The following is a 25,725-nucleotide window of genomic DNA, read 5'->3' on the forward strand; positions in this document are numbered from 1 at the left end:
GGCAGCACGTCTTCCCCACCGCGTCCCGGACAAAGGGATGCCATCACACTGGGCCTGCGGCAGAACCTGGCCCAGTTCATGCTCCTCGTTGCCGTCAACGCCCTCGTCGGCGGGACCCTCGGCCAGGAGCGCACCGTGCTGCCGCTGCTCGCCGAAAAAGTCTTCCACCTCGACCAGTACACCTCATCCCTGACCTACATTCTGGCGTTCGGGGTGGCGAAAGCCGCCACCAACTACTTCGCCGGAACCCTCTCGGACCGGCACGGCCGCAAACCGGTCCTCGTGGCCGGTTGGCTCATCGCCCTCCCGGTCCCGCTGCTGCTGATCTTCGCGGATTCCTGGGGGTGGATCGTCGCGGCCAACGTGGTGCTGGGCATCAGCCAGGGCCTGACCTGGTCCACCACCGTGATGATGAAAATGGACCTCGTCGGCCCCGGACGCCGCGGCCTGGCAATGGGCCTGAACGAAGCAGCCGGTTACCTCGGCGTCGCAGGCACCGCCCTGGCCACCGGCTACATCGCCTCCACCTACGGACTGCGTCCCGGGCCTTTCCTGCTCGGCGCGGCCTTCATCGCCGTCGGCCTCGGACTCTCGGTCCTGACCGTCCGCGAGACACACCACCACGCCAAAGCCGAAGCCGCCCGGCATGTCCCGGCCCACGCAGGAACCCAGGCCGGGCTGAGCAACCGTGAGGTGTTTACCCTGACGAGCTTCCGGGACAAGTCCCTGTCCTCCGTCAGCCAGGCCGGGATGGTGAACAACCTCAACGACGGCCTGGCGTGGGGACTGTTTCCTGTCCTGTTCGCCGCCGCAGGGCTCGGCATCGAACGCATCGGTGTCCTCGCCGCCGTGTACCCGGCCGTGTGGGGCGCCGGGCAACTGATCACCGGTCCCCTCTCGGACCGGATCGGCCGCAAACCGCTGATCATCGGAGGCATGCTCGTCCAGGCCTTGGCGCTGGGCATGGTCGCCCTCGGGAATGACTTCGGAACCTGGCTGGCAGCCGTCGTCCTGCTCGGTACCGGCACCGCCATGGTCTACCCCACACTGCTAGCAGCGATCGGCGACGTCGCCCACCCCGAATGGCGGGCCCGATCCGTTGGTATCTACCGGCTGTGGCGAGACGGCGGGTTCGCCGTCGGCGCCCTGCTCTCCGGCCTCATCGCCGACGCCTACGGCATCGCGGCAGCCGTCGCCGTCGTCGCCGGCCTGACTGCCCTCTCCGGGCTCATCGTGGCTGCACGGATGCGAAACAGCGACCACCGCGCCCAGGGATGAACGAGTGGAACCCCTTCAAGGACGGATGACCGGGATGCCCAAATCAGTCGGGCCAGCCGTTGTGCATCTGCGCGCTTGTCGTGGAGGAATCGGAGGGTCAGGTCGATGCCCTTGAGCTCATCGAGCCAGCCTTTTGTGTGGGCGAGCTCGCGTTGGGCGATGAGGTTGGTGTTGATCTCGTCGAGGCGGCCGATCATACCAGGGTCCACCTGGAGCAGGGGGCATCGGATGCAGGAGTGTTCGTGTTCACAGGGGGTGGCGTAGGGTCGCCCACAGTTGCCGAGCTCGACTTTGCGCTTATCGAAGTGCTCTTCGAATTCGGCCCATTCAGTTTTGGTCGGGGTCCGGTATTCCCGTGCGGCCCTGGCCGCCCGGGGGCCGGCGAGGTGGGTCTGGTAGTGGCGGATGACGTGTTCCTGGAAGACGGTAACGTAGCCGTGGGTGGTCTGCACGTCCACGTGTCCAGGGAGGGCGGCTGCCGATGTGGATCTGCAGGCCGTGGTTGACGAGGTCGGTGGCGAACAGGCGGCGGAAGTCGTGTGGGGTAGCCGGCATCCGGCCAGCGCCGGGTGCTCTACGGCCGGGACATCGCTGAGTTTGCCGAGTTCTGCGCGCAGCGTCCCGGGATTGATGACCTCGGTGCGTTGCCGGATTGTGCGCTGGAACAGAAACGGCTGCGGCTCACTCGTGATCCGTTCGTACGGGTCACAGCGGGTCGCCAGAGGCGCCCCGCCGGTTCCGGGTGAGGCGGCGGATAATGGTCGCGACCACATGGAACAGCTCGGCGGTCATCGGGATTACGCGTTCACGGTCGGTCTTGGACGGGGCGACCACCAACAGGGCCACAACTTCCCCGTTGGGCCGGGCATGCTGGCGGATGCTCAATCGGGGTAGCTCCAGAAGTTCCTCACAACGCAGCCCGGTGTGCCGCAAGGCCTCAACGGTTGCCCACTGCCAGAACGGGCCGTCCTCGGTGAACGTGACGTTAAGTTTCTGTCCGGTCGACTCATCGAGCACCCGCACCCGAATGTTGGCATGGCCGGGACGCTGTGCATGCCGGGCGTCACCGACGGTGAACAGCCTTCGATAGTTCTTCGCTCCGATCGTCAGTGCCTGGTAGGGTTCGGCATCGGTCGCTGCGTTCAGGAGGTCATGCAGGTGGTCCCGGCGGGCGGTCACAGCGGCCACGAAAACAGGAAGGAGCGGTTGAAGCAGGCGTATTCGGCCATCCATGCGTTCCTTGCCTCGGCGTTTCGTTTTCGCCTGTGACCTGGTTTCCCTCCTGCCAATGGGGCAGGGAAACCCATCGGGCCCAGCGTTCGGGTTCCTGGGCTGCCCAGCCCTGGATATCGACGTAGAAGGCCCGGATTGTCGTCAGAACTGCGTCCGTGCTCAGACGCGGCTGCCCGTCGCCGCGGATCTCCAGGACGGCCCTCCAGCTCTCATAATCTTCCGGCGCGAGGGCGAGATCCGCCTGCGCGGGGTTGACCTTCCGGACCCCGGTCCAGAACTTTCCGCACAGGTCCGCTGCGATATCCCGCAGAGTCGAATAGTCAATGTCATGGCTGCGGCGCGTCAGGTAAGCCACGAACAGTGCGTGAATGTCCGGGTCGGTGACGTTGTGCCGGTCAACAAGCTCTGCAGGCGTCATCGCCGGGGCACGCTTCGCTCCGCGCAACGTGGCAGGAACGTGCGCGGGGAAGTGACCGGACTCGGCCATCACCTGCCAGGCGAGGTGACCGACGTAGGACTCGTAGCCGGCGCCCCCAGCCGCCCTCGCGGGTGGCAATCGCATAATGAAGCAGCGCTTCCGCGCTCAGATCGGCGAAAGCGATGCCCTGGGTCGTCAGCGCGGCGGCAACATCGAAGCGGGCGAACCGCTTGAAATGCCCCGAGGCTTCGTGCCCGTCGACCAACGCCAGAAACCGCTCCAGATCCGGATCGTTCTGCGCAACCTCGAAAAGTTCGTGATAGCGCACGAAGCTGTTGACCCGGAACGCCGCCAAAGGCGGCCGGATCACTCGCAGGCCGCACGGCAGCACGGCAGCAGGAGCGAATGGCCCAGCTCCCCGTCCAGACGAAGATCCCCTGTAGTCAGTTCCCGGATCCGGCGGTCCCCGTCGTTCAGACCCGATGCCACCCATCGTTGCTGCCATGACCGGCCCGGGTGCCCCTCGAGGTAGCCAAGCAGCCTCCTCAAACCCGCGCGGCGCAGCGAGCACCTCGGTTGGGACCGCGGCCAGTTCTTATCGACCAGACCGCTGATCGTCTCGAGAGTCGCTGTATCCAGGTCTCCTTGCGGGCGCGGCGGGACCGCTGGCAGGGTTGCCGGGGCAGGGTTGCCGGGGCAGGCGTGATGACGCTGCGGATCTGCGTTCTCCGGCCGATGCCGGCTCGAGGCGCCGCTGTTCCGGATGCGTGAGTCCTTTAACCACCGGACACGACCGTGAAGTCGTCCGCGTCATAGCCGGGCGTCAGCGTCGGCTCCGGCCGCTGTGCGGCAAAGTGCTCCTGTACCTTTTGCAAGACCTCGTCAATCCGCGGCCGCAGATACGGTGCAATGTCAGATTCGGGTCGGTCACCACCCGGTCGATTGTTGTGTGCCGCAGATCATGCAGCGACCAGTCCGTTCCCAGCGCCGTGTTCGCGGGCTGAAGGACCCTGCGCGCCACGTGGTCATTCAACGGTCGCGGCTTCCCATGCAGGGCCCGCCAGATCGGCTCGCCCGGTCCAGGGGTGCTGTGCTCATGGAAATATGCCGCCAAATGTTGCAAGGACTCCGGAGAGGCGGGCACCGGTTCCAGGGTCCGGGACCCTTTTGAAACCACCCAGACGCGCTGCCTGGCCCAGTCCACCTGGTCACGCCGGACACCGAGAAGCTCGCTCGCCCGGGCACCCGAGGACAGGTACAGGCTCACGAGCGCCCGGTCCCGGCTTGTCCGTAATGCACCGATCAGCTCGTCAACCAGATCATCCGGCGATCTGACCCCTCGAGCAGCTTCGGCCGCATTTCGTCCACGATGACCACCTCTCCGGAAAGCCTGGGTTCAGTCTCCCCGAAGTTCAGTCAACAGGCCCGAGCACATGTTCGGCGCCAATGCGATGGATCTGGCACTGCGTCCGCCCGCTGCTCGGGCTGGTTACACCCAAGGCAGAGCCCTTGCCGAGCAGCTCACTGAGTTCTGGCGCTGACGCCCTCCAAATCAGTCGACTCGGTCAGCGTGACAGCAGCTGCTACCGCCTCGGGCGCCATGCGAGGCCGGATTTCCTCTCGTCGGTCATTCAGCCCTCGGAAAGCACCAGCGTGTCGCAGATCTTCGACGCCGACGCGCGCAGTGACTCGATGATTAGTTCGCGCTCTTCCGCATCGATTCTGTGCTCCAGCGTCACGATGCTCAGGCCGGCCACGACTTCGCCGCGCCGGTTGAAGACGGGTGCCGGGTTCGCGTGCTCATGATTTTCCTTCTTCGGTGAGAATGGTGATGGCGATTTTGCCGCGCACGTCTCCGGCTTCGAGATGGCGCATGGCATCCGGAACCTCATCGAGCGTGTACGTCCTGTCGATGCTCGGCGTCACCTGGCGGGTCTCGATGAGAGGGGTGAGCCGTTCGAGGTCGCTGGCGCGTTCCTTGGAAGCGAGCATGGTCAGGCGTTGATGTACGAACAGGGACACCAATGGTGCCCGCAGGCTCCGGCCGAAGCCGCCCGTCCACCTGCCGCCTTCCTCACCTCCGACGATGACGGCCGTTCCGGTGGGCGTGAGGGCGCGCCGCAGCCGTGAAAGCGGCGGGTTCCCTCCGATGTCCAGGATCAGGTCGTAATGACGCGTTCCGTCGGCGAAGTCATCCTGCGTGTAGTCCAAGACATGGTCGGCCCCGAGGGAACGCACCAGATCGGTCTTCGCGGTGCTGCTTACGCCGGTGACCTCCGCTCCGAGGGCCTTGGCCAGCTGCACGGCGTAGGAACCGACGCCGCCCGAGGCGCCCAGGATCAGCACCTTCTGCCCACGCTCCGCCCGCCCGGCGTCATGCAGGGCCTGGAGGGCGGTACCGGCCGAGATCGGAACCACCGCCGCCTGCTCGAATGACAGGTTCGCCGGCTTGTGGCCGAGCTTGTCCTCCCGCGCCGCGGCGTACTCGGCGAACGAGCCCCGGGCCATCCCGTACACCTCATCCCCCACGGCGAACCGGGACACCGCGGATCCGACGGCGGCGACCGTGCCGGCGACGTCGAACCCGGGCACCGGATTCTTCGGCGCACGGAATCCGAACCCCATGACGCGCATGAGGTAGGGGCGGCCCGTCATCATGTGCCACGTCCCGCGGTCCATGCCTGCCGCGTGCACGCGGACCAGCACTTCGTTCTCAGCGATCTCGGGCCGCGCGATCCTGCCGCGTCGGAAGACGTCGACGGGGCCGTATCCGTCCTGAACGATGGCCTGCATCGTGTCGGCGGTTGCCGTGTTGTCCGCGGACTTCGCGCTTCTGGGATTCGTCATGTCGGTACCTTCCAGTCAGTTTGCCGTACTAAGTACGTTTAATGTATCGTACTTAGTACGAACGGTCTATGGCCCGAACGAAACTCTGGAGTCTGGATGCCTGCACGAACGAACGAGAGCCGCCCCCGGCTCAGCCGGGCGCTGGTGCTGCGCGCCGCCGTCGCGATCGCCGATGCCGGCGGCATTGGATCCTTGACGATGCGCTCGCTGGCCAACGCGCTCGAGGCCAAGCCAATGTCGATCTACCACCACGTTGCCAACAAGGACGAGGTCCTCGACGGCATCGTGGACATCGTCTTCAGCGAGATCGAACTGCCCACAGTCGGCGGCGATTGGCAATCCGAGATGCGACGGCGGGCCGCCTCCGCCCGTGAAGCGATGCGGCGTCACCCCTGGGCGATCGGTCTCGTGGAGACGCGAACAAGCCCCGGCCCGGCGACGCTGAAGCACCACGACGCCGTCATCGGCACCCTGCGTGAGGCGGGCTTCTCGGTGGAGATGACCGCACACGCCTTTGCCTTGATGGACGCTTACGTGTATGGGTTCGCCCTCTCCGAAGCCACACTGCCCATCAACGGCCCCGAGACCGTCACCGAAGTCGCCGAGCAGATGATGGATCGGTATTCCGCCGAGGACTACCCGCACCTCGCCGAGTTCTCGATTGAGCACATCATGAAACCCGGCTACGACTACGGTGCGGAGTTTAACTTCGGGCTTGACCTGGTTCTCGAAGGCCTGGCGAGGTCGCTTCAGCACGCCGGTGGAGCCCGCCACACCTGACCGCTCGCGAACGTGATCCTCGACTACCGATCACCAAAACCATCATCGACCACGGCGGGGATACCTTCTCCAGTCCCTCGTGGCAGTGGCCGCTCAACCACTCACGGACCCGCTACGAAGCCGGGTGCGTGAACGGGATCCGGTCGAACGACATGACGCTCTCTGAACCCTCCGGATTGACGGTGACTTTGAGCCAGTCCTTTGCATTGTTGGAGCCATCCACAGTGACTCGCGTCAGGTTCTTCGCCGCTGTGGCCTGACCGTAGAAGGATAGCCACGCAGAGCCAGCCGCGAGGGGGTGGTCCTGGTTGTAAACGTGGCTGTCGCCGTTGATCAGATAGACGGGACCGCTGAACGAGTTCGATTCCTCGATCAAGGTCTGCACCAGGGTCCTGTAAGCACCGAAATCAGCCTGGGACGGAGCCGCGATTGTCGGGTCGAACATGTCGGCCTGAGTCATCACGACGACGGCCCGGTCACCGCGGTTCTGCGCCTTCCGTAACGTGGCCTTCAACTCCTCGATATCCGCTCGGGTCCGCTGCTGGACCTCATTCAGTTGGGCGGCAGTGGGCTGAGTTTGGCCGAGTCCGGTCCAAGGCAGCATCGAGTTGTTGCTGCCCGGAATGTTGACGGCCGTGAAGGCGACCTCATGCTTGCGGAAGCTGACGTTCTCCGGGAAGCCTTCCTTGGCCTGCGACTTCACCTTCATGGGTGCACCGAGTGTGAACCCGGCCTTGGGGAAGAAGAGTTCCCGAACCTTGGCTAGTCTTTCCAAGGGGTTGTAGGCTCCGTTGTTCGAGCGGTGGCAGTCTGCCCACTCGTTGTCGCCCGGGGTGTAGACGAGCGGTGCGGTGAAGCTGTCAAAGTTCTTCCTGATGGCTTCGAAGTACTGGTCAGAGCACTGGGAAGATCCATTCTTGATGTCGCCGGCGTGTGCGACAAAGCTCAGTTCCTTGTGCGCGTTGAGGTCCTCAATGTAGGACGGGAACGCCTGGATTTCAGCGTCACCGTAGGGCACGTCGCCGATCACTCCGAAGCTGAAGCCATTGGTGTTGCCCTGGTGCCCGTCGCCGTTAATCTGACCTGCGTCGTTGCCGTTGTTGGCCGCCAGCGCGGGCGGAGCCAGCAACGTGGTCGACAGCAGGACGGCCCCGGCCGTTGCGATCGCGAATCTTGTCATTAAACGCATGAAAACTCTCCTCGTCGTTGGTCTCTGAATCCCCGGACGAGGCTATTGGCACGAACTGAACTCCAAGAGTCGGCGACATGAATCTTCGCTGCCAGAATCCCGCCCGGCTTCGGTCGGTGCTGTCAGAATCACCCCTTCCCAGACGCGTCGTGCCCTCCACCGAGGCGGGCCACGGATGCATGGATTTTGAGGGAAGGCATACTGTGAACATGAAATTCACCACCACCATTCAAGGCAGCGGCAACAAAGCGGGCATTAAGATTCCTGAGGACATCGTCAACGCACTCAATGCAGGCAGGCGGCCGCCGGTAGTCGTGACCATCAACGGCCAAAGCTACCGCAGCAGCATCGCGGTGATGGGCGGCCACAACATGGTGGGGGTCAGCGCGGCCAACCGGGAACTGACCGGCACGTCGGCCGGAGACACTGTTGAGGTCGACGTCGAACTGGACACGCAGCCGCGGGTCATCAATGTTCCCGAAGACCTCGCCGCCGCCCTGGATGCCGAACCCGAGGCGAAAGCGTTCTACGCGACGCTGAACTACAGCAGCCAGCGGCGATACGTGGAGCCGATCGCGGATGCAAAAACGGAAGACACGCGCTCACGCCGGATCATCAAGATGGTGGCCGACCTCAAGGCAGGCAAGAAGTAAGCCGGCCGAAGCGGCCGGAGCCCGTTAACGCAGAGCCCGTGTCCTGCGCCAAGGGCTACGATCCAATCGGCGCATGCCACTTCCTTCAGGCTGGGCGCGCAGGGTGGTAGTGCGGGCGCCCGGCCGGTCGGTAGACCTGAATCGTCACGCCCTTCGTGTCGGCTCGCGAATCAACCAGGTCGAGCGCGACGTCCAAGCCCGCTTCGGGGAACAGTCGTGTGCCCTGACCCAAGACCACCGGGACAATCAGCAGCGTGAGCTCGTCGACTAACTCGTGCTCGAGCAACCACCGGACCAGGGCTCCGCTGCCGTGCACCTGCAGCTCACCTCCTGGCTGGGCCTTCAATTCGCCGACGGCCGCCGCAAGGTCGCCCGAGAGGACGGTCGTGCCCGCCCAGTGCGGATCGGTTATCGTGTTCGATGCAACGTACTTGGGTGCCTTGTTCAACGCCACACCGATCGGGTGTGCGCGCATCTGCTCGTTCGAGCCCCACGTGTCCGCGAAGATCTCATAGGTTCGCCGGCCAAACAAGAAAGCATCGGCGCGCCGGAACGTCTGGGTGATAAACGCCCCGGTCTCGTCATCGAAGACCCCCATGGCCCACCCGTCGCGCTCGAACCCGTCTCTGCGCTCATCATCGGTCGCGTGGCCGTTTCCTTGCACCACTCCGTCAACGGTGATCTGCGTCATTGTCGTCAGTTTCATTGCCGCCGCTCTGTTCCCTCGGAGACGCTTCATCGGCGATCCCGGACCTTGCTCCGAAACTCTGCCCGAAACCGAGCCATACCGCTAGCCTTGGGCACCTCCCGCGGAGGTCGCGGTCAAGGGCGGGCTACCGAATAACGCACATGGACTGCTCCCTAGCCTTAGATGACCACCTCCGGGTCAAGCAGCATCAGTGGGCGGTTAAGCCTTCCCCAGCTCAAAGCGATTCGCACCAGACGCTCGTCACTGGCGCCGTCGGCCGAGGACACAGAACTCGTTCCCTTCGGGGTCGGCCAACACGACCCAAGATTGCTCACCCTGGCCGATATCGACACGCTTTGCGCCATGAGCCACGAGACGAGCCACCTCGGCGTCCTGGTCATCCGGCCTGAAGTCCAGATGCAGTCGGCTCTTGCCCTTCTTGGGCTCATCGAGCCGGACGAAGTCCAACCCCGGCAGGCGATCCGGCTCGGCGCGGATCTCGAATTCGTCATTGGAGGAGTGGACCACCATCCAGCCGAGCGCCTCGGCCCACCATTGCCCCAAGGTCATCGGATCGAGCGAGTGGACGATCACCTGTTCCCATTCCAAGGTCATCAGCCCAGCCTATTGGTCAGGAGCCGGGCCGGGGACAATGACACGAGCAGCACACCAACTGTCCCGGCCGAGGAATACGAGCTGGGAGCTAGGTGTGGGACACACGGAACACTCACCTGCATGTTGAGGACCCGCGCGGACCTATCGACGGAACCTCTTAGTTTCTTGTCTAATAGTTGCGAAACATCACTCGATAGAGTCCAGCCGCGGCCTCGCCAACCCAGCCTTATCTCATGGAGGATTCAACCGTTGAAAACGCTGTTTCCCGCCTACCGGGTCTCCGATCGGGAGGCTTCGCTGACCTTCTACTCCATCCTCGGCTACCAGGTCCTGAGCACCGTCGAACTCGATGGTGAGTCGACTCTCTCCCTGCTCAAGCTTCCCGAGGAGCCGGCTGTCTCTTTGGAACTGGTCCATCGCCCGGCTGCCGGACCGGTGGACCCCGGCGGCTTCGAGCACCTTGCGGTGCAGGTGGACAATCTAGGGGCAACCTTGGACCGGTTGACCATCGCGGGCCTGAAACCGGGGCCGGTGGTTCGACACGGTGACGCCGACGGGCCGCCGTTTACGGCGATTCTCACTGACCCCGACGGATACGAAATCGAGCTGGTCGAGTGGCCTCCCGGACACGCGGACGGCATCACGGAGGCAGACGTCGTCACTGGCTGACATGGAAGCGTCCCACTTCGTTGAACCCGCGACACTTCACTTAGGCACTTCCCAAGCACGGTTTCAGTCCGTTTGTGGTCGGTGATGAGTGCTGCTGCAAGGCTGCGCGCGGCCCACTTACCGCCCACCATGGGCTGATTTTGGTCAAACCGCCACGGTTCGACCGCCAAAAACAGGAATGACCGACAGCGGTCATGTGAATCGCAGCGACAAATGTCACCCCCGGCCGCCCGTTAGCCGATCGGCCAACGGACAGACAGTGGCGTCTCGCCACTGGAGCTAATAGCTCCGCTTTGGTAGCTTTCAACGCATGGCCATCAAATTTGAGAATGTGGGTATCGCTGTTCGCGACATCGAAGCAGCAATCGCCTTTTTCACCGATCTCGGTCTTACACTCGTCGGCCGTGACACGGTCAAGGGCGAGTGGACCGATACTGCCGTTGGACTTGATGGAAACCATGCCAACATCGCGATGCTCCAGACCCCAGATGGTCATGGTCGACTCGAGCTCTTCGAATACATCCATCCCGAGGCGATCGAGTCGAACCCGACTCGGCCCAACGACATTGGCATGCACCGCGTGGCCTTCTCGGTAGACGACATCGATAAGGCCCTCGAGGTAGCTGCAAAGCACGGATGCCATCCGCTACGCGGTGTGGCGACCTATAAGGACGTCTATAAACTCACGTACCTCCGCGGCCCCAGCGGAATCCTCGTGATGCTCGCCCAGGAACTGAAGAAAGACTGACACCCGAATCGGCCCAATTGGCCTGTATTGCCAGGCCTCAGGGTCCAGAGACTGTCCGGTGAAGGACGGGCTTGCGGACGCTCACTCGGTCTCCTCGTTGCCGGGCAGGCACCCCACGTGAGACGGCCCCAACCCGGTATCAGGGCGATGTGAATCAGAGCTGGCCAGTGGCCTTCCGTACCAGCTCCGCGACGACCTTCTCGTCGGCCGATGAGAGCTCGGTGATGGCGTATGACGTGGGCCACATTGTGCCATCGTCGAGCTGTGCCGGCCCGAAGAACGTGAGGTTGCCGTAGCGAGCCTTGAACCTCGCGCGCTCCTGGTAGAACAGCACGGGCTTGCCGTCCGCGTTGGCATAGGCGGGGCTGCCGTAGAACAGCTTCGGGGCCAGCGACGGGGCGACCCCCATGACGATCGAGTGAATGCGCTCAGCGTTTTTCTTGTCCGGCTCGTCAAGTGAGGCGATCTTGTCGAGAACCGACTGTAAGGCCTCGGCGGCGCTCTGCCGCTCCTTTAGCTCCTTGGCGCGCTGCTTCATTGCGGCCCGCTCCTCGGGGGTGAACTTGGACCCAGAACCTTTCGACTCAGCCATGCGCCCATTCTTGCAGGCGAGGGTGAGCCCAGCGCTCCGTAGCGTCGTTCCGCAGGGCTGCGTGTCACGCTTGGCGTCGCCTAGGGGGATGGGTCTGCGAGCGGTGTGTACGGTACTGATATGGCTTCTCCGCAGACGCTAAGCGAGGCCGAGCGCCGCGTCGTCGCGATTTGGGCCGCAGACTGCGCTGAGCGAGTCCTGGCTTTATTTGAGGCAGAGGCACCGGCAGATGGCCGCCCCCGCGACGCCATCGCCCGAGCCCGGGCCTTCGCTCGCGGTGAGCGCAGTGCCGCCGAAGAGATCCGCCGGCGGTTTGTTGCGGGCCGTGCCGCACGCGAGGTGAATAGCCCTGCTGCGGTGGCTGCCGCCCGGTCTGCCACGCAAGCCGCATCCGTCGCCCACATGGGCGCGCACGCCTTGGGGGCAGCAGCGTATGCCGCGAAAGCGGCCGGACTGGCAGCGCCCGATCGGCCCCAGACGGTCGACGACGAGGTCCACTGGCAACTCGAGCACATGACTGCCGAAGCCCGGTCCGCGCTTCGGCGCTTGCCACCGCTGGGTGGGAATTCCGCCGGCCCGCTGGGGTCAGGACTTCTCGCGTCCGGAATCCTCGCCTCGATTATCCGCGCGATCCAGGCCGATTTGGCTCGCCCTGACCAGTCTGCCTCCTCCAGCTGAATCCGCCGCCCGTAAGCCGGTCGATCACCGTACTGTTGGTGCCCGGTGGCCGAACCTTTAGCGGGCAGCGGCAGCGGCAGCGGCACCACCGTCACAGCAGAACCTGGCGATGACAAGGGCGGTGCCAGCAAGGCGTCCCAACCAGATGATGACAAGGGCGGTGCCAGCAAGGCGACCGAACCGGGAGATGACAGCGGCGGCCATGGCGGCCACGGTACGGACCTCCCCGCATATGAAACGCACCCCAGAGGGCTGGCTGCTAGAGCCGCTAGAGGCCGGGGCGCAGTGGGGACGAGCCGTCGGGGCGGCTATGCGTCAGGGCGACCCACGAGGTCCAGTCAGCGGGGTTCGCCGACGGCCGCCCCAGCAGGAAGCCCTGTCCGGCTGTCACGCCCGCTTCGATGACTGCGTCGAGTTCGGCCTGCGTTTCAATTCCTTCGGCGACCAGCACCGCTCCTGTTTCACGGGCCAGTCCGCGCACCGCGGCGGCGGCCTCCCCGGCCTGACCGTGAACCAACCCACTGATGAAATCCCGGTCAAGTTTGATGATGTCCGGACGGATTTCGCGGATGCGCGGGATGGAACGGTCCTCACTGGAGAAGTCCATGGACAAGCTCGCGCCGTTGCGGCGAAGCAGATCCAGGGCGACGCTAATGGCTTCCCAGTCTTCCCCTGCACGCTGCCCTTCGCTGTCATGCCCGGTGAAATCGATGACCATCCTCTCCGGCGGCAGGGCGGATGTGAGCAGCAGGTATTGGACCCTGGGATCGGTGATGGCGGCCGGGCTGAGGTTGGCGGCGATGAACAGCGGGGAAGGGATCTCCTGCCCGGCAGTGATCGCACTTTCAAGGGCTGCTATTTCCAGGTCCATGCCGAGGCCGAGGGCAGCTGCGTCCCGGAACCAGGCGGCAGCGCGGGAGCCGTCGGTGCTGACGAATCGTGCCAGTGCCTCGAACCCGAGGACGTTTCCGCTGGGCAGTCTTCGGATGGGCTGCAGGGCCGTCAGCACCATCCGATTCTCCAACACGTCTTCAATCCGGTGTATCCGGCCGGCATCCAAGGAGCCCTGGTCAAGGTCATGGGTGCCGAACGGGAACGCCGTCTCGGCGGAGCCCTCCCCCGGGCGGGGTGCGGTCGCGTCCTCGGCCGCACCCGTCAGGCTTCTGGTCAGGATCAGATGTTCCAGCAACGCCCGCTCAGGGTGTCCCGGGTAGGCGGCGAGGCGTTCACGCAGCTGGCTTCTGGCCCACTCGCCTTCAGGATCCGGATCCTCCAGCACATGGCGGATGACCTCCGCCACCTGCCTTTGCAGACCACTGCCAAGACCCCTTGGCCGTGATCCTGGCCCGCCCGGATCCGGTACGGGTGACGCGCCAGGAGTCGGCGGGAAGGTGAACTCGTCGTTCGACATCGGCTATTTTCCTTGCTCCGGTGTTCGTACCGCTGCTGACTGGTGTTCCGGATCCGTGGAGGCCACCGGGTGTGATGACAATACCGTCAACAGTAGGCAAGATGCGCCCTAGGCGGTGCACGGCTTCACTGGTCTCCTGCTCTGCCGCGGCCGGCTCAAGGTCGTCGGCAACGAGCAGGATCGCAGCAACCTGGCGACTTTGGGCTTGCGGGCTACAGTCGGCACCGCCGTCGAGGGGGTCGACCTCGTACCAGCGTTCATCGAGCAAGCGACAGCACGATTTCCTGGTATCCCGTTCCGTGTGGCATCACTAACCAGCCACACGCCATACCCCCGGATACTCATGGCCCATTAAAGAGGCCGTTCAGATGCTCGCTGCGGCAGGTTTCGAAGTCGTCTCATATGAAAACCGAACTGGCCATCGACCTCATGCCGGCATTGCCGCACGCCTGCATAAGCGCCTGACGGCAATGAGCACAGTGAAGCAACAAGCCGCTATAGATGGGAGAGACTAACCTAGGCCTGCCGGCGGTACACGGCTTCGACCACTTGGTACGGATCACGTTCGGGCACCAGGTTGTTCATGGTGATCCGTCCGCTGTTGCCGTCGCCGGGCTCGATGTGGATCTCCCAGCCCCAGTCAGGCCCGGACGGGGCGGCGTACCAGCCGGTCAGCCTGACCACGCCGTCGTCGCCGATTTCCCCGGCAAAGTTCATCCATTCCGGCCCGGAGTGGAAGGAATCAACCCACACCGCTGCCGCACCAGGTCCGGAGGCAGGGCCGGAGCCCAGGAGCAGCAGTCCGCTCTGCGGCTTGTCCTCATGCGACCACGTGTACTCGATGGTCACGAACTCCCGGGCGGTCACGGTGACGGTCGCAGTCGCCACGGATTCCTGGAACTCATCCGTGGGCATGATGCGCAGCCGGTTGTGGCCCTGCCAGGTGCCCACGAACGGGGCCATGGTTTCGGTAATCGTCATACCGGCAGTCTGGCCGGGATGCGCCGGCGCCGCCAGTAAGCGCACGCCTTTAGTTACGCGTGTCCTGCGTTGACACAAAACGACGCTTCGCCCCAGTCGTCCGCCAGTCAGCCCGGCCGGCGGTCGCCGGTCAGGCCGTGTTCGTAGGCGAAGATGACGGCGTGCACGCGGTCGCGCAGCCCGAGCTTCATCAGGATGCGGCCCACGTGGGTTTTCACCGTTGATTCGGTCACGAACATTCGTGCCCCGATCTCCGTGTTGGTAAGTCCTCCGGCGATGGCCGAGAAAATTTCCAGTTCCCTCGGTGTCAGGGCCGCGACGGCTTCGTCATCCCCGGAGGAGGGACCGGAGGGAAGCCTTTGGCTGAAGAGGTCCAGCATGCGGCGGCTGACCCTGGAGGAAATGGCGGCGTCTCCTCCGGCGACGGCTCTGATGGACGCGAGCAGCTCAGCTGGTCCCACATCCTTGAGCAGAAAACCGCTGGCACCGGCCCGGAGCGCCGCGAAGGCAAACTCGTCGAGATCGAAGGTCGTGAGGACAATGACGCGAGACTGCGGGCAGTCCTGGGCGATTAGCTCGGTCGCGGCGATGCCGTCAGTGTCCGGCATCCGCACATCCATCAGCACCACGTCCGGTGACAGGGTCCGACACATGTCGATTCCAGCCCTGCCGTCAGCGGCTTCGCCAACGACTTCCACCCCGTCCTGGGCATCCAGCACCATGCGGAATCCCATTCGGACAAGGGTCTGGTCATCAACGAGCAGTACTCGGATCGGGCGCGCGGGCGGGGTGGTCACCGTTTCCATGGGGCTCTCTTCTGCGGCGGGAACCCTGCGGTCACGGACCATCCTCCGCCGGCCAGAGGACCTGCCTGCACCGTGCCGCCATACAGTGCGACGCGCTCACGCATGCCCACGATGCCATGCCCGGCACGTTCGGCAGGAACGCCCCCTGGTTGCCCGTCGTCCGTCACCGAGACCATAATCGCCTCGGCGCTGAACTGCATGCCAACCGTGATCTCTGTGGCGCCTCTCGCGTACTTAAGCGCATTGGTGAGCCCTTCCTGGATGACCCGGTAGATGACCAGCTGTATCCCGGGATCGGCCGGAGGAACACCGGCCGACTGCAGGACCACGGGAAGGCCCGTAGAACGAAAAAGCTCTACCAGCGCCTGGACGTCCCCCACCCCGGGCGCAGGCGCTACTGCGCCCGCGGACTCCCCCTTGTCGCCTTCGTTCAGAACTCCGAGCATCCGGCGCATGTCCGCCACTGCAACGCGGCCCGTCTCGGCGACCTGGCGCATGGCTTGCACGGCGCGGGCAGGATCGGTAGGGGCGATCTCTGCCGAACCATGGGCCAGGGAAATCATCACTGCCAGCCCGTGCGAGACGATGTCGTGCATCTCCCGGGCGATCGCGTTGCGCTCAGCGGCAGCGGCAATGCTGGCCAGGTGCTCCCGTTCACGCATCAGCCGGTCGGCGCGGTCCACGAGGGCGGCCACGTAGCCGCGGCGCGTGCGTACGTTCAGGCCGGCCAACGCCGCGATCACGAGTAAGACGATCGCCTGGCCGGCTTGGCCAAGGTCCACCGTCGACCCGGGGAGGAGGACCGCGGCGAGAAGGAGGATTCCGCCGGTCCCCAGCAGGCCAAGGACGGCGCCCCGCACTGACCGGTAGACGGCGACGGCGTACAGCGCCATGGCTGTCGCCATCGCCGCGAAACTTGCCGGAACCGCGAAGGTGGCGAGCATGATCCCTGCCGTGGCGGCCAACGAAAAGATGGGAGTTCGACGGCGGATCAGCAGCGCAGTGCCCGAACCCAGAACAGCGAGCACTGGGAGCATAAACCCCTGGCCCCCGTCGGTCGCGCCGACGTGAAAGGCGACAGCTGCCACCAGGGCCGGCACTGTGTACGAGGCAGCGACCAGGACGTCTGTGGTTCGCGGGCGAGAACGCCATCCGCCTCGCAAAATCGGTTCGTTCGACGGAACCGGCTCCGTCAAAGCCACTTCCGGCACCGCTGCCCGACGCTCAGCGTCCCCCGTCCCGGTCATGCTCCGGACTGTACCCGGCGTGGAGTGCATAAGGGTCCTTCGGTCTTCACTTAAGTAGGTGCTGTGTACCGCTGTGGCTGAACACAGGTGGCCGGTGATGCAGCCCGCCGTCGAAAACTAGTGGAGTGCAAGGACCAGGTAGAGGGCTGCGAGCGCAGCTGTGGTGGGGGTCATGACGAGGCGTTCGGGTTTGCTGCGGGAGATCCCGTTCATGAGGACGCCGAGGGCGAAGTATGCCGTCATCACCCACATGGTGATGGAAGTAAAGGATTCGCTGACCAACGCCGGGACGAGGCCGGCCTTGGCCAGCGCGGCATAGGCGAAGAGAGCATACACGCCTAGGGATACCGCGCTCCCGATTCTGAGGTTGGTCGGGAGGACACGGTGTTGTCCGCCCCAGGCCATCCTCCCGAGCGGAGCCCCGGCGATAAGCGCGCCCTGGAAGATGGTCAGGCCGGCCAGAAGCACGCAGGCGAGTATTGCGGGTGCTGCGATGGTGATCATTATTTCCCCCTGAGTGCGCGGATGTGGTGGTTCCTCCACTTGCTGACCCCTCGGCGTCGCGCCCTGTGCTCGTGGCTGTGGCTGTGGCTGTGGCGGGCATATTCGCGAAAGCGGAGAATCATCGCAACCGCCATCAGCGGGATCATTGTTGCATGGCTGAGAGACATCATCGTCCCGGCTGTCCTAGTCCGAAGAAGGTAGGGACCCGGCGTCATGTCATCCGCCCCTGTGCCCGGCGGCGGACAAGGGTTCCTATGATCGCCGGCAGGGAACCGGCGAGAATGGCGAGGAGCAGGCCGAGCGCGAGCAAGACAGGAACCCGGGCAGGCGTTCCTCCGGCCGGAAGCTTCAGATGCGCCGTGGGATAGTCGATCATCTTCGCCGCGGACAGCGCCGTGGCACGGTCGGTATGCCGCGCCAAGTATTCGAGCGCGCCGTCGAATCCGAACATTCCGTCGGTGCCCCGGAGAGCATCGACGGGCACGTTGCGGGATGCAGCCCAGTCCCTCAACTGCGGGTCGATACCCCGGTCCCCCACCGCCCCGGGAGCAATGACCCTGTCCACCGGAGGTGCCTGCCGTTCCGGGACAGTCAGCAGAACCAACCCGTGTTTGGTGGTGACCGTGTTCGTGGCGCCGACGGCCACCGCCCGGGCGGCGAAGGACATGTTGTAGACCTCGAATGCGCTGGCGACGTCAATTTCGCCTACTCCATTGAAGAGCCCGACGCCGATCGTCGGCCGGAACCACGGAATGAGGGCGTTGAGTCCGACGGGAATGTCCCCGGCGTCGAAGGACTGGACGGGTATCTCAGCTGCCGCCCCGGTGGACCAGCCCGGGTAGTCCACCAGCCGGCCAACCCGGTCGGCCTCCTCAGCCCCCGCCAGATCCTCCATGACTTTCAGCGCGCCCGGGATACCGGACGTAACACCGGCAGTGGTGGTGATCATGCCGTCCTGAACGTACCGCAGACCTCCCGTCCATTGGACCTCCGGATGACTCTTCTTCAGAGCACCCAGACGTGACCAATGGCTTGTCGCCCTTCGGCCGCTCAAGAGGCCGGTCTCGGCCAGTACGCTCGATCCGTTGCAGACGCCCAGGATGCGGGCACCCCGACCTGATTGCTCCACGATCCACTCCCGCATTGCGGTTTCCTCTGGCCCCTCCGGGGCACCGACGGCCGGGACAACGACGACGTCGGGCTGCCGGGCCCTGCCCGATGTAATGTCCTCGAACGTGTACGTGGGCACTATCGCCGGACCTCCGTCAATTGGCGCAGGGGCAGACTGCGCTGCGACTGTGTAGACGGAGAAATTCGGGGAGCTGGCAAACACTTCGTAGGGAGCCAGAACGTCGCTGCCCACGGTGCCCGACGAGCCCAGGACAACGGCCACAACCATCGCGCCGGAGAATGAGGGACGATTCGCAGGGAGTTCGTTCAGGCCTTGAATGGGCGGCGCGACGTGGCTTTCTGCCTCCGCCACCCCTCCGCCGGCGACTGCCAGCACGACTACCGTGAGGAGGGACAACCCGACCGAGAGGGCGGCGTACATAACGCGTTTTGAACGGGAAACCATGGATGAGTCTCGATTCCGGGGAAGGTGTGGGGCCGCCAACCTGTGTGGCTGGTTGCTCTTTCACGCTACGGATCCCCGCCTTCACAGGCGTCAGCCGACGGGACATTCCCCAGCCGGTACAACCTGTACCCAGGTACTACGCGTGGCAGCCCGGCGAACCCGCCGGCGGCGGAACCGCCCACCTCCGACGGCGGGTTCTGCCGGCAGCGCCATGACTAGAGCACGGCAGACAAGAACGCCCGGGTCCGCTCATGCTGCGGGTTGCCAATGACGGCCTCTGCGGGACCTTCCTCAATGATCCGGCCGCCGTGCATGAACACCACGCGGTCGGCCACGTCCCGCGCGAATCCCATTTCGTGCGTCACGACGATCATGGTCATTCCCGTTCGGGCCAGGTCCTTCATGACCCTGAGGACCTCGCCCACCAGCTCAGGATCCAGCGCCGACGTCGGCTCATCGAACAGCATCAGTTTCGGTTGCATGCAGAGCGCCCGGGCGATCGCCACGCGCTGCTGCTGCCCGCCCGAGAGGTGCCGCGGGTAGGCATCCGCTTTCTCCGACAGGCCTACCTTTTCCAGCAAATCCAGTGCTCGACGGCGGACATCCGCCTTGCGCTGCTTGAGCACCCTGAGCGGGGCTTCCATGAGGTTTTCCAGCACGGTCATGTGCGGGAAAAGGTTGAAGTGCTGGAAAACCATCCCGATATCGGTGCGGTCGGCGCAGATTTCGTTGTGGGACTGTTCGTGGAGCTTGTCGCCCTTGATCCGGTAGCCCACCGCCCTGTCCGCGACCCACAGCAGGCCGCCGTCGATCTTCTCCAGGTGGTTCACGCAGCGGAGGAAGGTGCTTTTCCCGGAGCCGGAGGCGCCGATGAGGCAGACCACTTCGCCGCTTTGGACGTGCAGGTCGATGCCCTTGAGGACCTCGTTGTCCCCGAAGCTTTTTCGTACGCCTTCCGCGCGTACCAGCGGGAGCCGCTCCGGTGACGATGGCAGGGGCATGGTTGTGTTGATGGTCATGATTGCCCGGCCTTTCCTGAGCCTTGAGCGGAGTGAACGGTGAAGAATTTGCGCAGCCGCGCAGCTGCGGTCGGCGGGGCGGACCGGGATGTGCCCCGCGCGAAATGCCGCTCCAAGTAACCTTGGCCCACCGAAAACACCGTGGTGACGATGATGTACCAGATGCTGGCTACCAGGAGCAGAGGGACCACCTGCAGATTCTTCGAATAGATGATCTGGGCTGAGTACAGGAGCTCGGGGACTGCCAGCACACTGACCAGCGAAGTCATCTTGAGCATGCCAATGAACTCGTTGCCCGTGGGCGGGATGATGACGCGCATGGCCTGCGGCAGGATCACCCGGGTGAGGGTCTGGATGCGGGACATGCCGAGGGCACCCGCCGCCTCGCCTTGGCCTTGGTCGATGGACTGGATTCCTGCCCGCACGATCTCCGACATGTAGGCGGCCTCGTTGAGGCCCAGGCCAAGGACCGCCGCGGCGAGGGGTGTGATGATCTGGTTGGCGTCCAGGCTCACGCCCGGGATGCCGAAGGTGATCTCCGGATACAGCGCCGACAAGTTGAACCAGAACAACAGCTGCACCAGGACAGGCGTGCCGCGGAAGATCGTCACGTAGGCGCTTGCCGAGGCCTTGACCACCGGGTTTGCCGAGAGCTGCATGACCGCAAGCACTACGCCCAACCCAACGCCGGCTGCCATGCAAACCACCGTCAGAAACAGCGTGATACCGATCCCGTTGATGATGGCGACGTCGCGGAAATACAGGGCCACTTTGTCCCAGCCGAAACGGGGATTGCTTACCGCTGAAACAAGCAGCAAGACGACGACGGCGGCGACCGCGGTACCAGCCACCCATCGCCACGGGTGCCTGGCTGACACCACGGTGAACTGTCCGCGGGTGGTCCCCACCTTGGGGAGACTCATCAGGCTGCTCATTTCACTCCGCTCGCGTCCACGGCGTCAGCGCTGATGGTCACGGAGTCCGGGATGCCGTACTTCGTGTTGATCGCCTTATAGGTTTCGCCTGCGATCAGCGCCCTGACGGCCGCAACTATTGCTTTGGTCAGAGCCGAACCCTTCGGCATGGCGATACCGACCGGGGTCGGTTCGAAGTCCTGATTGCTGGCGAGCTCGAAGGCACCGCCGGAAAGCTTGCTTGCGTAGCTCATGCCGACAAGACCTGACAGGACGCTGTCTACGCGCCCGGAGATGAGGGCCAGGTTGGCTTCGTTCTGGGAGGGAAAGAGCTGAATGTCGATCGGCGCCTTGCCAGCGTCGACGCACTGCTTGGAAAACGCCGGAAGGGTCTCGATCCCCTGTGTGGTTCCCTTTTCGCCGCCCACCTTGGTGCCGCACAGCTTCATGGCGTCGAGGGCCAATTTCTTGGGATTGCCCGTCTTGACCGCGAGGCCGGAGCCACTGCTTTGGTAGGAGGCGAAATCGGCGTTCAGCTTGCGCTCGGCCGTGACGTTGAAGCCCGAGATGCCGACGTCGTACTTGTTCGAGCTCACGCCCGGGAGGATGGTGTCAAAGGTCGCCGGAACCATTTTCGCTTCGAGTCCCAGCGTCTCGCCAACGGCTTTCGCAAAGTCTGCGTCCCAGCCGACAACCGTCTTGCTGTCAGCCGCGTAGAACTCATATGGGGAGAAGGTGGGGTCCGTGCCAACCACCAGTGTGCCTTTGGTCTTGACGTCCGCGGGCAAGAGATTCGCTGCGGCCTGGTTGAACGGCGCCGCTGGAATGGCTGCGTCTTTGCCGGGAATGGAATTGACCGCGGCTTCTTTGCCGGCGTCGAGTGAAGCAGTGGTGCAGCCGGTGAGCCCGACGGCGGCCGCCAGTAGGAGGGTGCCTATGGAGATGTATCTAGGACGGTTCATGATTGCCTTCCGGATAGGTTGTTCCGTGGTCAACGGCGATGTTGACCACTGTGGTGCCGACATTGACGAGAGCGGGATGCCGAACGATTGCAACTACCCCGTCAATGGGTGCAAAGAAGTCTTGTGAGGGCCGGTCGAGTTCTTCAACCGAGTGAACCCGGGCCACGAGGTCGCCAGCCCTGACCTTCTGGCCAAGGTCGACTACCGGTTCGAAGAGGCCGGCCATCGTGGAATGGACCGGGGATTGTGCGGTGAGTTCAACCCACCGGATCGGGGCTTCGGCGTCGGACGAACCGCCGGCGGAGGATGCGTCCTTGAGTACTCCCCAGTGGCCAAGCAGCGAGCGAAGTCCCGTCCTGGCCCTGTTGAGGATCGGCAAGGATACGGTTCCCCTGCCACCGAGTTCGGTCGAGATCATCGGTACGCCCGCCTGGTCGGCGGCGCCGCTGATGGAGCCTGCCTTCAGCATGGGCTTCACCACCACCGAATATGGGGGGTTGAACGCGGCGACGGCCGCTGTCTTCTCGGCCCATAGCTCCGGCGTCGGTCCCTGGTAGACGAACGCGGACGGAACATATTCGGAGGCGATGCCCCCTGAGTGGATGTCCATGACGAAGTCCACCATGGGGATGAGTTCCCCGGCGATAAGCGAGGCGATCTGCTCCGCGGGTCCGCCGTCGGCGCGGCCCGGGAGGGCGCGGTTGAGATTGACCTTGTCCACGCTGGAAACGCGGCGTCCTTCGCGGACGGCTGCAATGTTGAGGGCGGGCAGAATGATCAATCTCCCGGTGACGTCGTCCGGGTGCAGGGAACGGATGAGCTCCTGGAGCAGGATCTGGCCTTCATATTCGTCACCGTGCGTGCCGGCGATCAGGAGGACCGTGGGGCCGTCTCCGCCGCTCAGGACGGCGATGGGCGAGGGGATGACTGCAGCGTCATTTTCGTTGTCCGAATGCTCAATCTCCAGGTAGCCCAACTGTTTGCCGGCGGCGGCAAAATCGATGCCGCGTATGCGGGGAATGTGCAGGCTCATTGGGCAACTTTCGTCGGGGTTGGTAGGATTGGATTCACTGTATACAGTGAATCCTGTGATGTAAAGCACGTAGGATTAAATGAGTTTTGATACCGGTGAGGGGATGAGGCGAATGGCTGCGCAAGCTGCCAAGGGGATGCGGCCGCTGAGCGAGTACGTCTACGACAGGATCAGCAATGAGATCGTCAATGGCGTGGTCGAACCTGGCGCTCCTCTGGTCCAGGAACAACTGGCTGAAGAATATGGTGTTTCCCGCACCCCGGTCCGCGATGCGCTGAACCGTTTGGTCCATGAAGGACTCGCCACCCTGGTCCCGGGGGCCGGCTTTTTCGCGACCACACTGACCCGCTCAGCCGTCGAGGAAGTTTACGAAGTCCGCAAGGCTCTTGAGGTTATGGCCATCAGGCAATGCGGTGCCAGGTACACGGACCTTCAGCTTGCGCGGCTTGAGTTGCTCATCGCGGAGGGCGCGGCAAGCGCCGATCCAGAGGAACTGTTTACCGCCACGCGGGCGTTCCATTTGGGCCTGGCGGCACCGGCGCCCAACGGGTTTCTGCTGAAAACACTCGAATCCGTGTGGGATAACCCGGTTCAGCGGCTCATCAGCCGCTCGTATCCTCTGGATGAGGCCAAGCTTGAGCGCGTGGCAGGCGCCCACCGGGAGATCCTGGCTGCGGCCCGCGCAAACGACCTCGAAACACTGATCCCCTTGTTGGATCTGTGTCACGAGAAAGACTGACCGGGAAGTACATTCCAGCCTCAGTTATAGCTGCTTCGATGGGGTGACCCTGCAGAGGTGGGCCTGGCTAGTTCCCGGCGATCTCCGCGTAGAGCTTCTGGACCCGGGCCTTGATGTCGTCCCGGACAAGGCGCATCCGTTCCATTCCTTCAATGCCGCGTTCGGAGGGTTCGTCTGTTTCCCAGACCTCAAAGCGGGTACCGTCGCGGGGTTCGAGCTTCGCCTCGGTTCCCAGCACCACCACCACGTCGACGGCGTCCAGCATCTCGTCCGCGACCGGCTTGGGGTGTTCGCCGGTGATGTCGACGCCGAGTTCGGTTAGGGACTCCACGGCCTGCGGGTTAAGGGACTTGCCGGGCTTGGTGCCTGCCGAGTAGACGCTGACGGCCCCGTTGGCGAGCTGGTTCATCAGGCCGGCGGCGAGCTGGGATTTGCCGCCGTTCTTGCTGCAGACGAAGAGCACGGCAGGGGTCTTGTGTGTACCGGGTGTTTCAGGGGTCATGAGTGCTTTGTTTCCTTTGTGTGTGAGTCGACCAAGTGGATGGAACGGGTTTGCGTCAGTTGATGCCGGAGCGGCCGTGGGTCAGTCCGGTGGGGAAACCGACCAGCACCGGTTCGGGTGTGCCGCAGCAGCCGCTCTCCACGGAGGCCGCTCCTAACATTGTCCCAGTGGCCGGGACGTCACAGCTGGCGCCGGCATCGGTGGAGCAGACGCCGGTCTCGGGGAGTTCGAGGTGGACGGTGTCCGCGGCTTCGCGGTCCCCGGCGAGGGCGGCCACGACGGAGCGGACCTGTTCATAGCCGGTGGCCAGCAGGAAGGTCGGTGCCCGTCCGTAGGACTTCATGCCCACCATGTAGAAGTCCTTCTCCGGGTGGGCCAGGACCTTGGCGCCGTGCGGAGGGACTGTGCCGCAGGAGTGGAATTCGGGGTCGATCAGGGGGCCCAACTCCACCGGAGCCTCGACGGCAGGGTCCAGGTTGAGCCGGAGTTCGCGCAGGATGTCCAGGTCCGGGCGGAAGCCGGTGCAGGGCACCACGATGTCGGCGTCGAGAGTGCGGCCGTCAACGGCTTCGACGGTCACGCCGGAATCCAGTGTTTTGAGGGAAGCGATGCCGAAGCCGGTGTGCAGTTCGATTGTTCCGGCCTCCACGAGCCGCCGGACCCGACCGCCGAGCTGGCCGCGTGCGGGAAGCCCGTCGGCGTCACCGCCGCCGTAGACCTTCGACGCGGAGTGGCCCCGGAGCGCCCACAGGATCGTGGTGTCCGGCTCCTCCTTCGCGAGGTCGGCCAGGCTGATGAGGGTGTTCGCGGCGGAGTGCCCGGCGCCAACCACCAGGACTCGGCGCCCCGTGAAGGCGGCGCGGTCGCGCCCGGTGACGTCGGGAAGCGGCGCGGAGATCCGGCCCGCTGCGGCGTCCTCGCCGATCGCGGACAGGCCGGACGTGCCCAGCGGATTGCGGCGGGACCAGGTTCCGGAGGCATCGATGACTGCAGCCACGGCGTGGTCGCGCGTTTCGCCGTCGGCGTGGTCGACCCGGACGGTGAAGGGTGTGGTGTCACGGTTGCGGGCGTGGGTCTTGTCCAGGCCCTGCCGTGTCACAGCGACGACGCGCGCGCCGGTTTGCAGCCGGGAGGCGATCTCCGGCAGCGCGGCGACGGGCTCGAGGTAGTTGTCGATGAGTTCGCCGCCGTACGGCAGGGCGGTGGGCCGGGGTGATTCCCAGCCGGACGCTTCCAGCAGGCGGAGGGCGGCGGCGTCGAGGTTGTACCGCCATGGTGAAAACAGCCTGATGTGGCGCCACTGCTCGATGGCCGCGCCCGCCGTCGGTCCCGCCTCGAAGACCAGCGGCTCCAGGCCGCGCTCCAGCAGGTGGGCCGCAGCGGCCAGGCCCACCGGGCCGGCGCCGATCACTGCAACGGGAAGGCTGTTTGTCGAATCCATGCTGTCCTCTTTCGTTCGGCGGGTGTGGCGGTTCAAGTACGGGCGGGGCCCGCCGGTCCCATCGCTTGAAGGGACCGGCAGGCAGCGGGGCGTCAGCAGCAGTCCTGATCGTCGTCGCAGCAACCCGAGTCGCCGCCGCAGCATCCGGTGGTCATTCAGCTCACCTCCTCCCCTTGTCCGGGTTTCAGGCGTGGGTGGGTTC

Annotated in this window: 30 protein-coding genes and 1 pseudogene; 8 read left to right on the plus strand and 23 right to left on the minus strand. The window is 64.6% G+C overall.

The genetic code is table 11. From position 1 onward, the window contains the following. The first annotated feature begins 78 nt into the window (after positions 1–78). Positions 79–1,278 carry an MFS transporter gene (locus LQ144_RS11585; RefSeq protein WP_230118908.1) on the plus strand — a complete coding sequence of 400 codons (1,200 nt, stop codon included), beginning with the start codon at positions 79–81 and terminating at the stop codon, positions 1,276–1,278. Here LQ144_RS11585 and LQ144_RS11590 read toward each other — a convergent pair. From LQ144_RS11590 to LQ144_RS23110, 4 genes are all read right to left on the minus strand, one after another. Further along, on the minus strand, positions 1,173–1,736 hold the full coding sequence (locus LQ144_RS11590; protein ID WP_230118854.1) for a hypothetical protein: 564 nt from the start codon (positions 1,734–1,736) through the stop codon (positions 1,173–1,175). The two genes, LQ144_RS11585 and LQ144_RS11590, sit on opposite strands and share 106 nt — an antisense overlap. Positions 1,737–1,983: 247 nt before the next feature. Continuing rightward, positions 1,984–2,466: a hypothetical protein gene (locus tag LQ144_RS11595; RefSeq protein ID WP_230118855.1), complete on the minus strand. Its 483-nt coding sequence runs from the start codon at positions 2,464–2,466 to the stop codon at positions 1,984–1,986. Continuing rightward, on the minus strand, positions 2,429–3,067 hold the full coding sequence (locus LQ144_RS11600) for a hypothetical protein (protein WP_230118856.1): 639 nt from the start codon (positions 3,065–3,067) through the stop codon (positions 2,429–2,431). The genes LQ144_RS11595 and LQ144_RS11600 overlap by 38 nt, the downstream gene beginning before the upstream one ends. Before the next feature lie 685 nt (positions 3,068–3,752). Then, complete coding sequence (locus LQ144_RS23110) at positions 3,753–4,247, minus strand: tyrosine-type recombinase/integrase (protein ID WP_354962145.1); 495 nt, start codon at positions 4,245–4,247, stop codon at positions 3,753–3,755. 109 nt (positions 4,248–4,356) lie between these two features. On the opposite strand from LQ144_RS23110, the pseudogene LQ144_RS11605 reads away from it, so the two are divergent. Next, positions 4,357–4,470 (plus strand): annotated as a pseudogene (locus tag LQ144_RS11605) (patatin-like phospholipase family protein); the annotation flags it as partial. Between the two features lie 90 nt (positions 4,471–4,560). On the opposite strand, the gene LQ144_RS22985 reads toward LQ144_RS11605, so the two are convergent. Further along, positions 4,561–4,821, minus strand: a complete 261-nt coding sequence (locus LQ144_RS22985; RefSeq protein WP_354962141.1) for an IclR family transcriptional regulator C-terminal domain-containing protein — start codon at positions 4,819–4,821, stop codon at positions 4,561–4,563. After that, complete coding sequence (locus LQ144_RS11615; protein WP_230118858.1) at positions 4,730–5,776, minus strand: NAD(P)-dependent alcohol dehydrogenase; 1,047 nt, start codon at positions 5,774–5,776, stop codon at positions 4,730–4,732. The genes LQ144_RS22985 and LQ144_RS11615 overlap by 92 nt, the downstream gene beginning before the upstream one ends. Positions 5,777–5,872: 96 nt before the next feature. On the opposite strand from LQ144_RS11615, the gene LQ144_RS11620 reads away from it, so the two are divergent. Next, positions 5,873–6,556 carry a TetR/AcrR family transcriptional regulator gene (locus LQ144_RS11620; protein ID WP_230118859.1) on the plus strand — a complete coding sequence of 228 codons (684 nt, stop codon included), beginning with the start codon at positions 5,873–5,875 and terminating at the stop codon, positions 6,554–6,556. 112 nt (positions 6,557–6,668) lie between these two features. Here LQ144_RS11620 and LQ144_RS11625 read toward each other — a convergent pair whose 3' ends face one another. Then, positions 6,669–7,745, minus strand: a complete 1,077-nt coding sequence (locus tag LQ144_RS11625; protein WP_354962142.1) for a hypothetical protein — start codon at positions 7,743–7,745, stop codon at positions 6,669–6,671. A 209-nt stretch (positions 7,746–7,954) separates the two neighbouring features. On the opposite strand from LQ144_RS11625, the gene LQ144_RS11630 reads away from it, so the two are divergent. Next, on the plus strand, positions 7,955–8,398 hold the full coding sequence (locus LQ144_RS11630) for a YdeI/OmpD-associated family protein (protein ID WP_230118860.1): 444 nt from the start codon (positions 7,955–7,957) through the stop codon (positions 8,396–8,398). Between the two features lie 85 nt (positions 8,399–8,483). Here the strand turns inward: LQ144_RS11630 and LQ144_RS11635 are convergent, their stop codons facing one another. After that, positions 8,484–9,089 carry a dihydrofolate reductase family protein gene (locus LQ144_RS11635; protein ID WP_230118861.1) on the minus strand — a complete coding sequence of 202 codons (606 nt, stop codon included), beginning with the start codon at positions 9,087–9,089 and terminating at the stop codon, positions 8,484–8,486. 258 nt (positions 9,090–9,347) lie between these two features. After that, the gene (locus LQ144_RS11640; RefSeq protein WP_230118862.1) at positions 9,348–9,701 is read right to left on the minus strand and encodes a VOC family protein; all 354 of its coding nucleotides are present in this window, start codon (positions 9,699–9,701) and stop codon (positions 9,348–9,350) included. 249 nt (positions 9,702–9,950) lie between these two features. On the opposite strand from LQ144_RS11640, the gene LQ144_RS11645 reads away from it, so the two are divergent. Further along, positions 9,951–10,370: a VOC family protein gene (locus LQ144_RS11645; protein WP_230118863.1), complete on the plus strand. Its 420-nt coding sequence runs from the start codon at positions 9,951–9,953 to the stop codon at positions 10,368–10,370. A 310-nt stretch (positions 10,371–10,680) separates the two neighbouring features. Then, positions 10,681–11,118: a VOC family protein gene (locus LQ144_RS11650; protein ID WP_230118864.1), complete on the plus strand. Its 438-nt coding sequence runs from the start codon at positions 10,681–10,683 to the stop codon at positions 11,116–11,118. Positions 11,119–11,272: 154 nt separating this feature from the next. Here LQ144_RS11650 and LQ144_RS11655 read toward each other — a convergent pair whose 3' ends face one another. Continuing rightward, positions 11,273–11,710, minus strand: a complete 438-nt coding sequence (locus LQ144_RS11655; RefSeq protein ID WP_230118865.1) for a DUF1801 domain-containing protein — start codon at positions 11,708–11,710, stop codon at positions 11,273–11,275. A gap of 120 nt (positions 11,711–11,830) precedes the next feature. Between LQ144_RS11655 and LQ144_RS11660 the strand changes: the two genes are divergently transcribed. Continuing rightward, a complete protein-coding gene (locus tag LQ144_RS11660) occupies positions 11,831–12,388 on the plus strand; it encodes a putative immunity protein (RefSeq protein WP_230118866.1) in 558 nt (185 codons plus the stop codon). A 57-nt stretch (positions 12,389–12,445) separates the two neighbouring features. On the opposite strand, the gene LQ144_RS11665 is transcribed toward LQ144_RS11660, so the two are convergent. The 11 genes from LQ144_RS11665 to LQ144_RS11715 form a co-directional block, all read right to left on the minus strand. Continuing rightward, a complete protein-coding gene (locus tag LQ144_RS11665; protein WP_230118867.1) occupies positions 12,446–12,592 on the minus strand; it encodes a hypothetical protein in 147 nt (48 codons plus the stop codon). A gap of 64 nt (positions 12,593–12,656) precedes the next feature. After that, complete coding sequence (locus tag LQ144_RS11670; RefSeq protein ID WP_230118868.1) at positions 12,657–13,799, minus strand: EAL domain-containing protein; 1,143 nt, start codon at positions 13,797–13,799, stop codon at positions 12,657–12,659. 516 nt (positions 13,800–14,315) lie between these two features. After that, a complete protein-coding gene (locus LQ144_RS11675; RefSeq protein ID WP_230118869.1) occupies positions 14,316–14,780 on the minus strand; it encodes a DUF1579 family protein in 465 nt (154 codons plus the stop codon). 107 nt (positions 14,781–14,887) lie between these two features. Beyond that, positions 14,888–15,586 (minus strand): response regulator transcription factor, encoded by a 699-nt coding sequence (locus LQ144_RS11680; protein WP_230118870.1) that lies wholly within the window; start codon positions 15,584–15,586, stop codon positions 14,888–14,890. Further along, entirely contained in the window at positions 15,574–16,674 is a 1,101-nt protein-coding gene (locus LQ144_RS11685; RefSeq protein ID WP_230118871.1) for a histidine kinase, read from the minus strand. Before LQ144_RS11685 ends, LQ144_RS11680 begins: the two co-directional genes overlap by 13 nt. 276 nt (positions 16,675–16,950) lie before the next feature. Next, positions 16,951–17,337, minus strand: coding sequence for a hypothetical protein (locus tag LQ144_RS11690; RefSeq protein WP_230118872.1), 387 nt, complete (start codon positions 17,335–17,337; stop codon positions 16,951–16,953). 211 nt (positions 17,338–17,548) lie between these two features. Beyond that, positions 17,549–18,913, minus strand: coding sequence for a DJ-1/PfpI family protein (locus LQ144_RS11695; protein ID WP_230118873.1), 1,365 nt, complete (start codon positions 18,911–18,913; stop codon positions 17,549–17,551). Between the two features lie 215 nt (positions 18,914–19,128). Further along, positions 19,129–19,932 carry an amino acid ABC transporter ATP-binding protein gene (locus LQ144_RS11700; RefSeq protein WP_290369763.1) on the minus strand — a complete coding sequence of 268 codons (804 nt, stop codon included), beginning with the start codon at positions 19,930–19,932 and terminating at the stop codon, positions 19,129–19,131. Next, positions 19,929–20,855 (minus strand): amino acid ABC transporter permease, encoded by a 927-nt coding sequence (locus LQ144_RS11705; protein ID WP_230118874.1) that lies wholly within the window; start codon positions 20,853–20,855, stop codon positions 19,929–19,931. The genes LQ144_RS11700 and LQ144_RS11705 overlap by 4 nt, the downstream gene beginning before the upstream one ends. Before the next feature lie 8 nt (positions 20,856–20,863). Further along, positions 20,864–21,808: an ABC transporter substrate-binding protein gene (locus tag LQ144_RS11710; RefSeq protein WP_230118875.1), complete on the minus strand. Its 945-nt coding sequence runs from the start codon at positions 21,806–21,808 to the stop codon at positions 20,864–20,866. Then, entirely contained in the window at positions 21,795–22,841 is a 1,047-nt protein-coding gene (locus LQ144_RS11715) for a succinylglutamate desuccinylase/aspartoacylase family protein (protein WP_230118876.1), read from the minus strand. The genes LQ144_RS11710 and LQ144_RS11715 overlap by 14 nt, the downstream gene beginning before the upstream one ends. 112 nt (positions 22,842–22,953) lie before the next feature. On the opposite strand from LQ144_RS11715, the gene LQ144_RS11720 reads away from it, so the two are divergent. Beyond that, positions 22,954–23,580 (plus strand): GntR family transcriptional regulator, encoded by a 627-nt coding sequence (locus LQ144_RS11720; protein WP_230118877.1) that lies wholly within the window; start codon positions 22,954–22,956, stop codon positions 23,578–23,580. Between the two features lie 67 nt (positions 23,581–23,647). On the opposite strand, the gene LQ144_RS11725 is transcribed toward LQ144_RS11720, so the two are convergent. Next, positions 23,648–24,082: a low molecular weight phosphatase family protein gene (locus LQ144_RS11725; protein WP_230118878.1), complete on the minus strand. Its 435-nt coding sequence runs from the start codon at positions 24,080–24,082 to the stop codon at positions 23,648–23,650. Between the two features lie 55 nt (positions 24,083–24,137). Continuing rightward, the gene (locus LQ144_RS11730) at positions 24,138–25,523 is read right to left on the minus strand and encodes an FAD-dependent oxidoreductase (RefSeq protein WP_230118879.1); all 1,386 of its coding nucleotides are present in this window, start codon (positions 25,521–25,523) and stop codon (positions 24,138–24,140) included. Positions 25,524–25,725: the final 202 nt, after the last annotated feature.

The organism is Arthrobacter sp. Bi83 (assembly GCF_918698095.1).
Lineage (GTDB): Bacteria > Actinomycetota > Actinomycetes > Actinomycetales > Micrococcaceae > Arthrobacter.

Excerpts from the sequence above, each read along its gene's own strand:
- LQ144_RS11585 (WP_230118908.1), top strand. The coding sequence starts at position 79 with ATGCTCCTCGTTGCCGTCAACGCCCTCGTCGGCGGGACCCTCGGCCAG.
- LQ144_RS22985 (WP_354962141.1), bottom strand. The coding sequence starts at position 4,821 with ATGAGGTTCCGGATGCCATGCGCCATCTCGAAGCCGGAGACGTGCGCG.
- LQ144_RS11615 (WP_230118858.1), bottom strand. The coding sequence starts at position 5,776 with ATGACGAATCCCAGAAGCGCGAAGTCCGCGGACAACACGGCAACCGCC.
- LQ144_RS11620 (WP_230118859.1), top strand. The coding sequence starts at position 5,873 with ATGCCTGCACGAACGAACGAGAGCCGCCCCCGGCTCAGCCGGGCGCTG.
- LQ144_RS11625 (WP_354962142.1), bottom strand. The coding sequence starts at position 7,745 with ATGCGTTTAATGACAAGATTCGCGATCGCAACGGCCGGGGCCGTCCTG.
- LQ144_RS11630 (WP_230118860.1), top strand. The coding sequence starts at position 7,955 with ATGAAATTCACCACCACCATTCAAGGCAGCGGCAACAAAGCGGGCATT.
- LQ144_RS11635 (WP_230118861.1), bottom strand. The coding sequence starts at position 9,089 with ATGACGCAGATCACCGTTGACGGAGTGGTGCAAGGAAACGGCCACGCG.
- LQ144_RS11640 (WP_230118862.1), bottom strand. The coding sequence starts at position 9,701 with ATGACCTTGGAATGGGAACAGGTGATCGTCCACTCGCTCGATCCGATG.
- LQ144_RS11650 (WP_230118864.1), top strand. The coding sequence starts at position 10,681 with ATGGCCATCAAATTTGAGAATGTGGGTATCGCTGTTCGCGACATCGAA.
- LQ144_RS11655 (WP_230118865.1), bottom strand. The coding sequence starts at position 11,710 with ATGGCTGAGTCGAAAGGTTCTGGGTCCAAGTTCACCCCCGAGGAGCGG.
- LQ144_RS11660 (WP_230118866.1), top strand. The coding sequence starts at position 11,831 with ATGGCTTCTCCGCAGACGCTAAGCGAGGCCGAGCGCCGCGTCGTCGCG.
- LQ144_RS11665 (WP_230118867.1), bottom strand. The coding sequence starts at position 12,592 with ATGGCCGCCGCTGTCATCTCCCGGTTCGGTCGCCTTGCTGGCACCGCC.
- LQ144_RS11670 (WP_230118868.1), bottom strand. The coding sequence starts at position 13,799 with ATGTCGAACGACGAGTTCACCTTCCCGCCGACTCCTGGCGCGTCACCC.
- LQ144_RS11675 (WP_230118869.1), bottom strand. The coding sequence starts at position 14,780 with ATGACGATTACCGAAACCATGGCCCCGTTCGTGGGCACCTGGCAGGGC.
- LQ144_RS11680 (WP_230118870.1), bottom strand. The coding sequence starts at position 15,586 with ATGGAAACGGTGACCACCCCGCCCGCGCGCCCGATCCGAGTACTGCTC.
- LQ144_RS11690 (WP_230118872.1), bottom strand. The coding sequence starts at position 17,337 with ATGATCACCATCGCAGCACCCGCAATACTCGCCTGCGTGCTTCTGGCC.
- LQ144_RS11695 (WP_230118873.1), bottom strand. The coding sequence starts at position 18,913 with ATGGTTTCCCGTTCAAAACGCGTTATGTACGCCGCCCTCTCGGTCGGG.
- LQ144_RS11700 (WP_290369763.1), bottom strand. The coding sequence starts at position 19,932 with ATGACCATCAACACAACCATGCCCCTGCCATCGTCACCGGAGCGGCTC.
- LQ144_RS11705 (WP_230118874.1), bottom strand. The coding sequence starts at position 20,855 with ATGAGTCTCCCCAAGGTGGGGACCACCCGCGGACAGTTCACCGTGGTG.
- LQ144_RS11710 (WP_230118875.1), bottom strand. The coding sequence starts at position 21,808 with ATGAACCGTCCTAGATACATCTCCATAGGCACCCTCCTACTGGCGGCC.
- LQ144_RS11715 (WP_230118876.1), bottom strand. The coding sequence starts at position 22,841 with ATGAGCCTGCACATTCCCCGCATACGCGGCATCGATTTTGCCGCCGCC.
- LQ144_RS11720 (WP_230118877.1), top strand. The coding sequence starts at position 22,954 with ATGGCTGCGCAAGCTGCCAAGGGGATGCGGCCGCTGAGCGAGTACGTC.
- LQ144_RS11725 (WP_230118878.1), bottom strand. The coding sequence starts at position 24,082 with ATGACCCCTGAAACACCCGGTACACACAAGACCCCTGCCGTGCTCTTC.
- LQ144_RS11730 (WP_230118879.1), bottom strand. The coding sequence starts at position 25,523 with ATGGATTCGACAAACAGCCTTCCCGTTGCAGTGATCGGCGCCGGCCCG.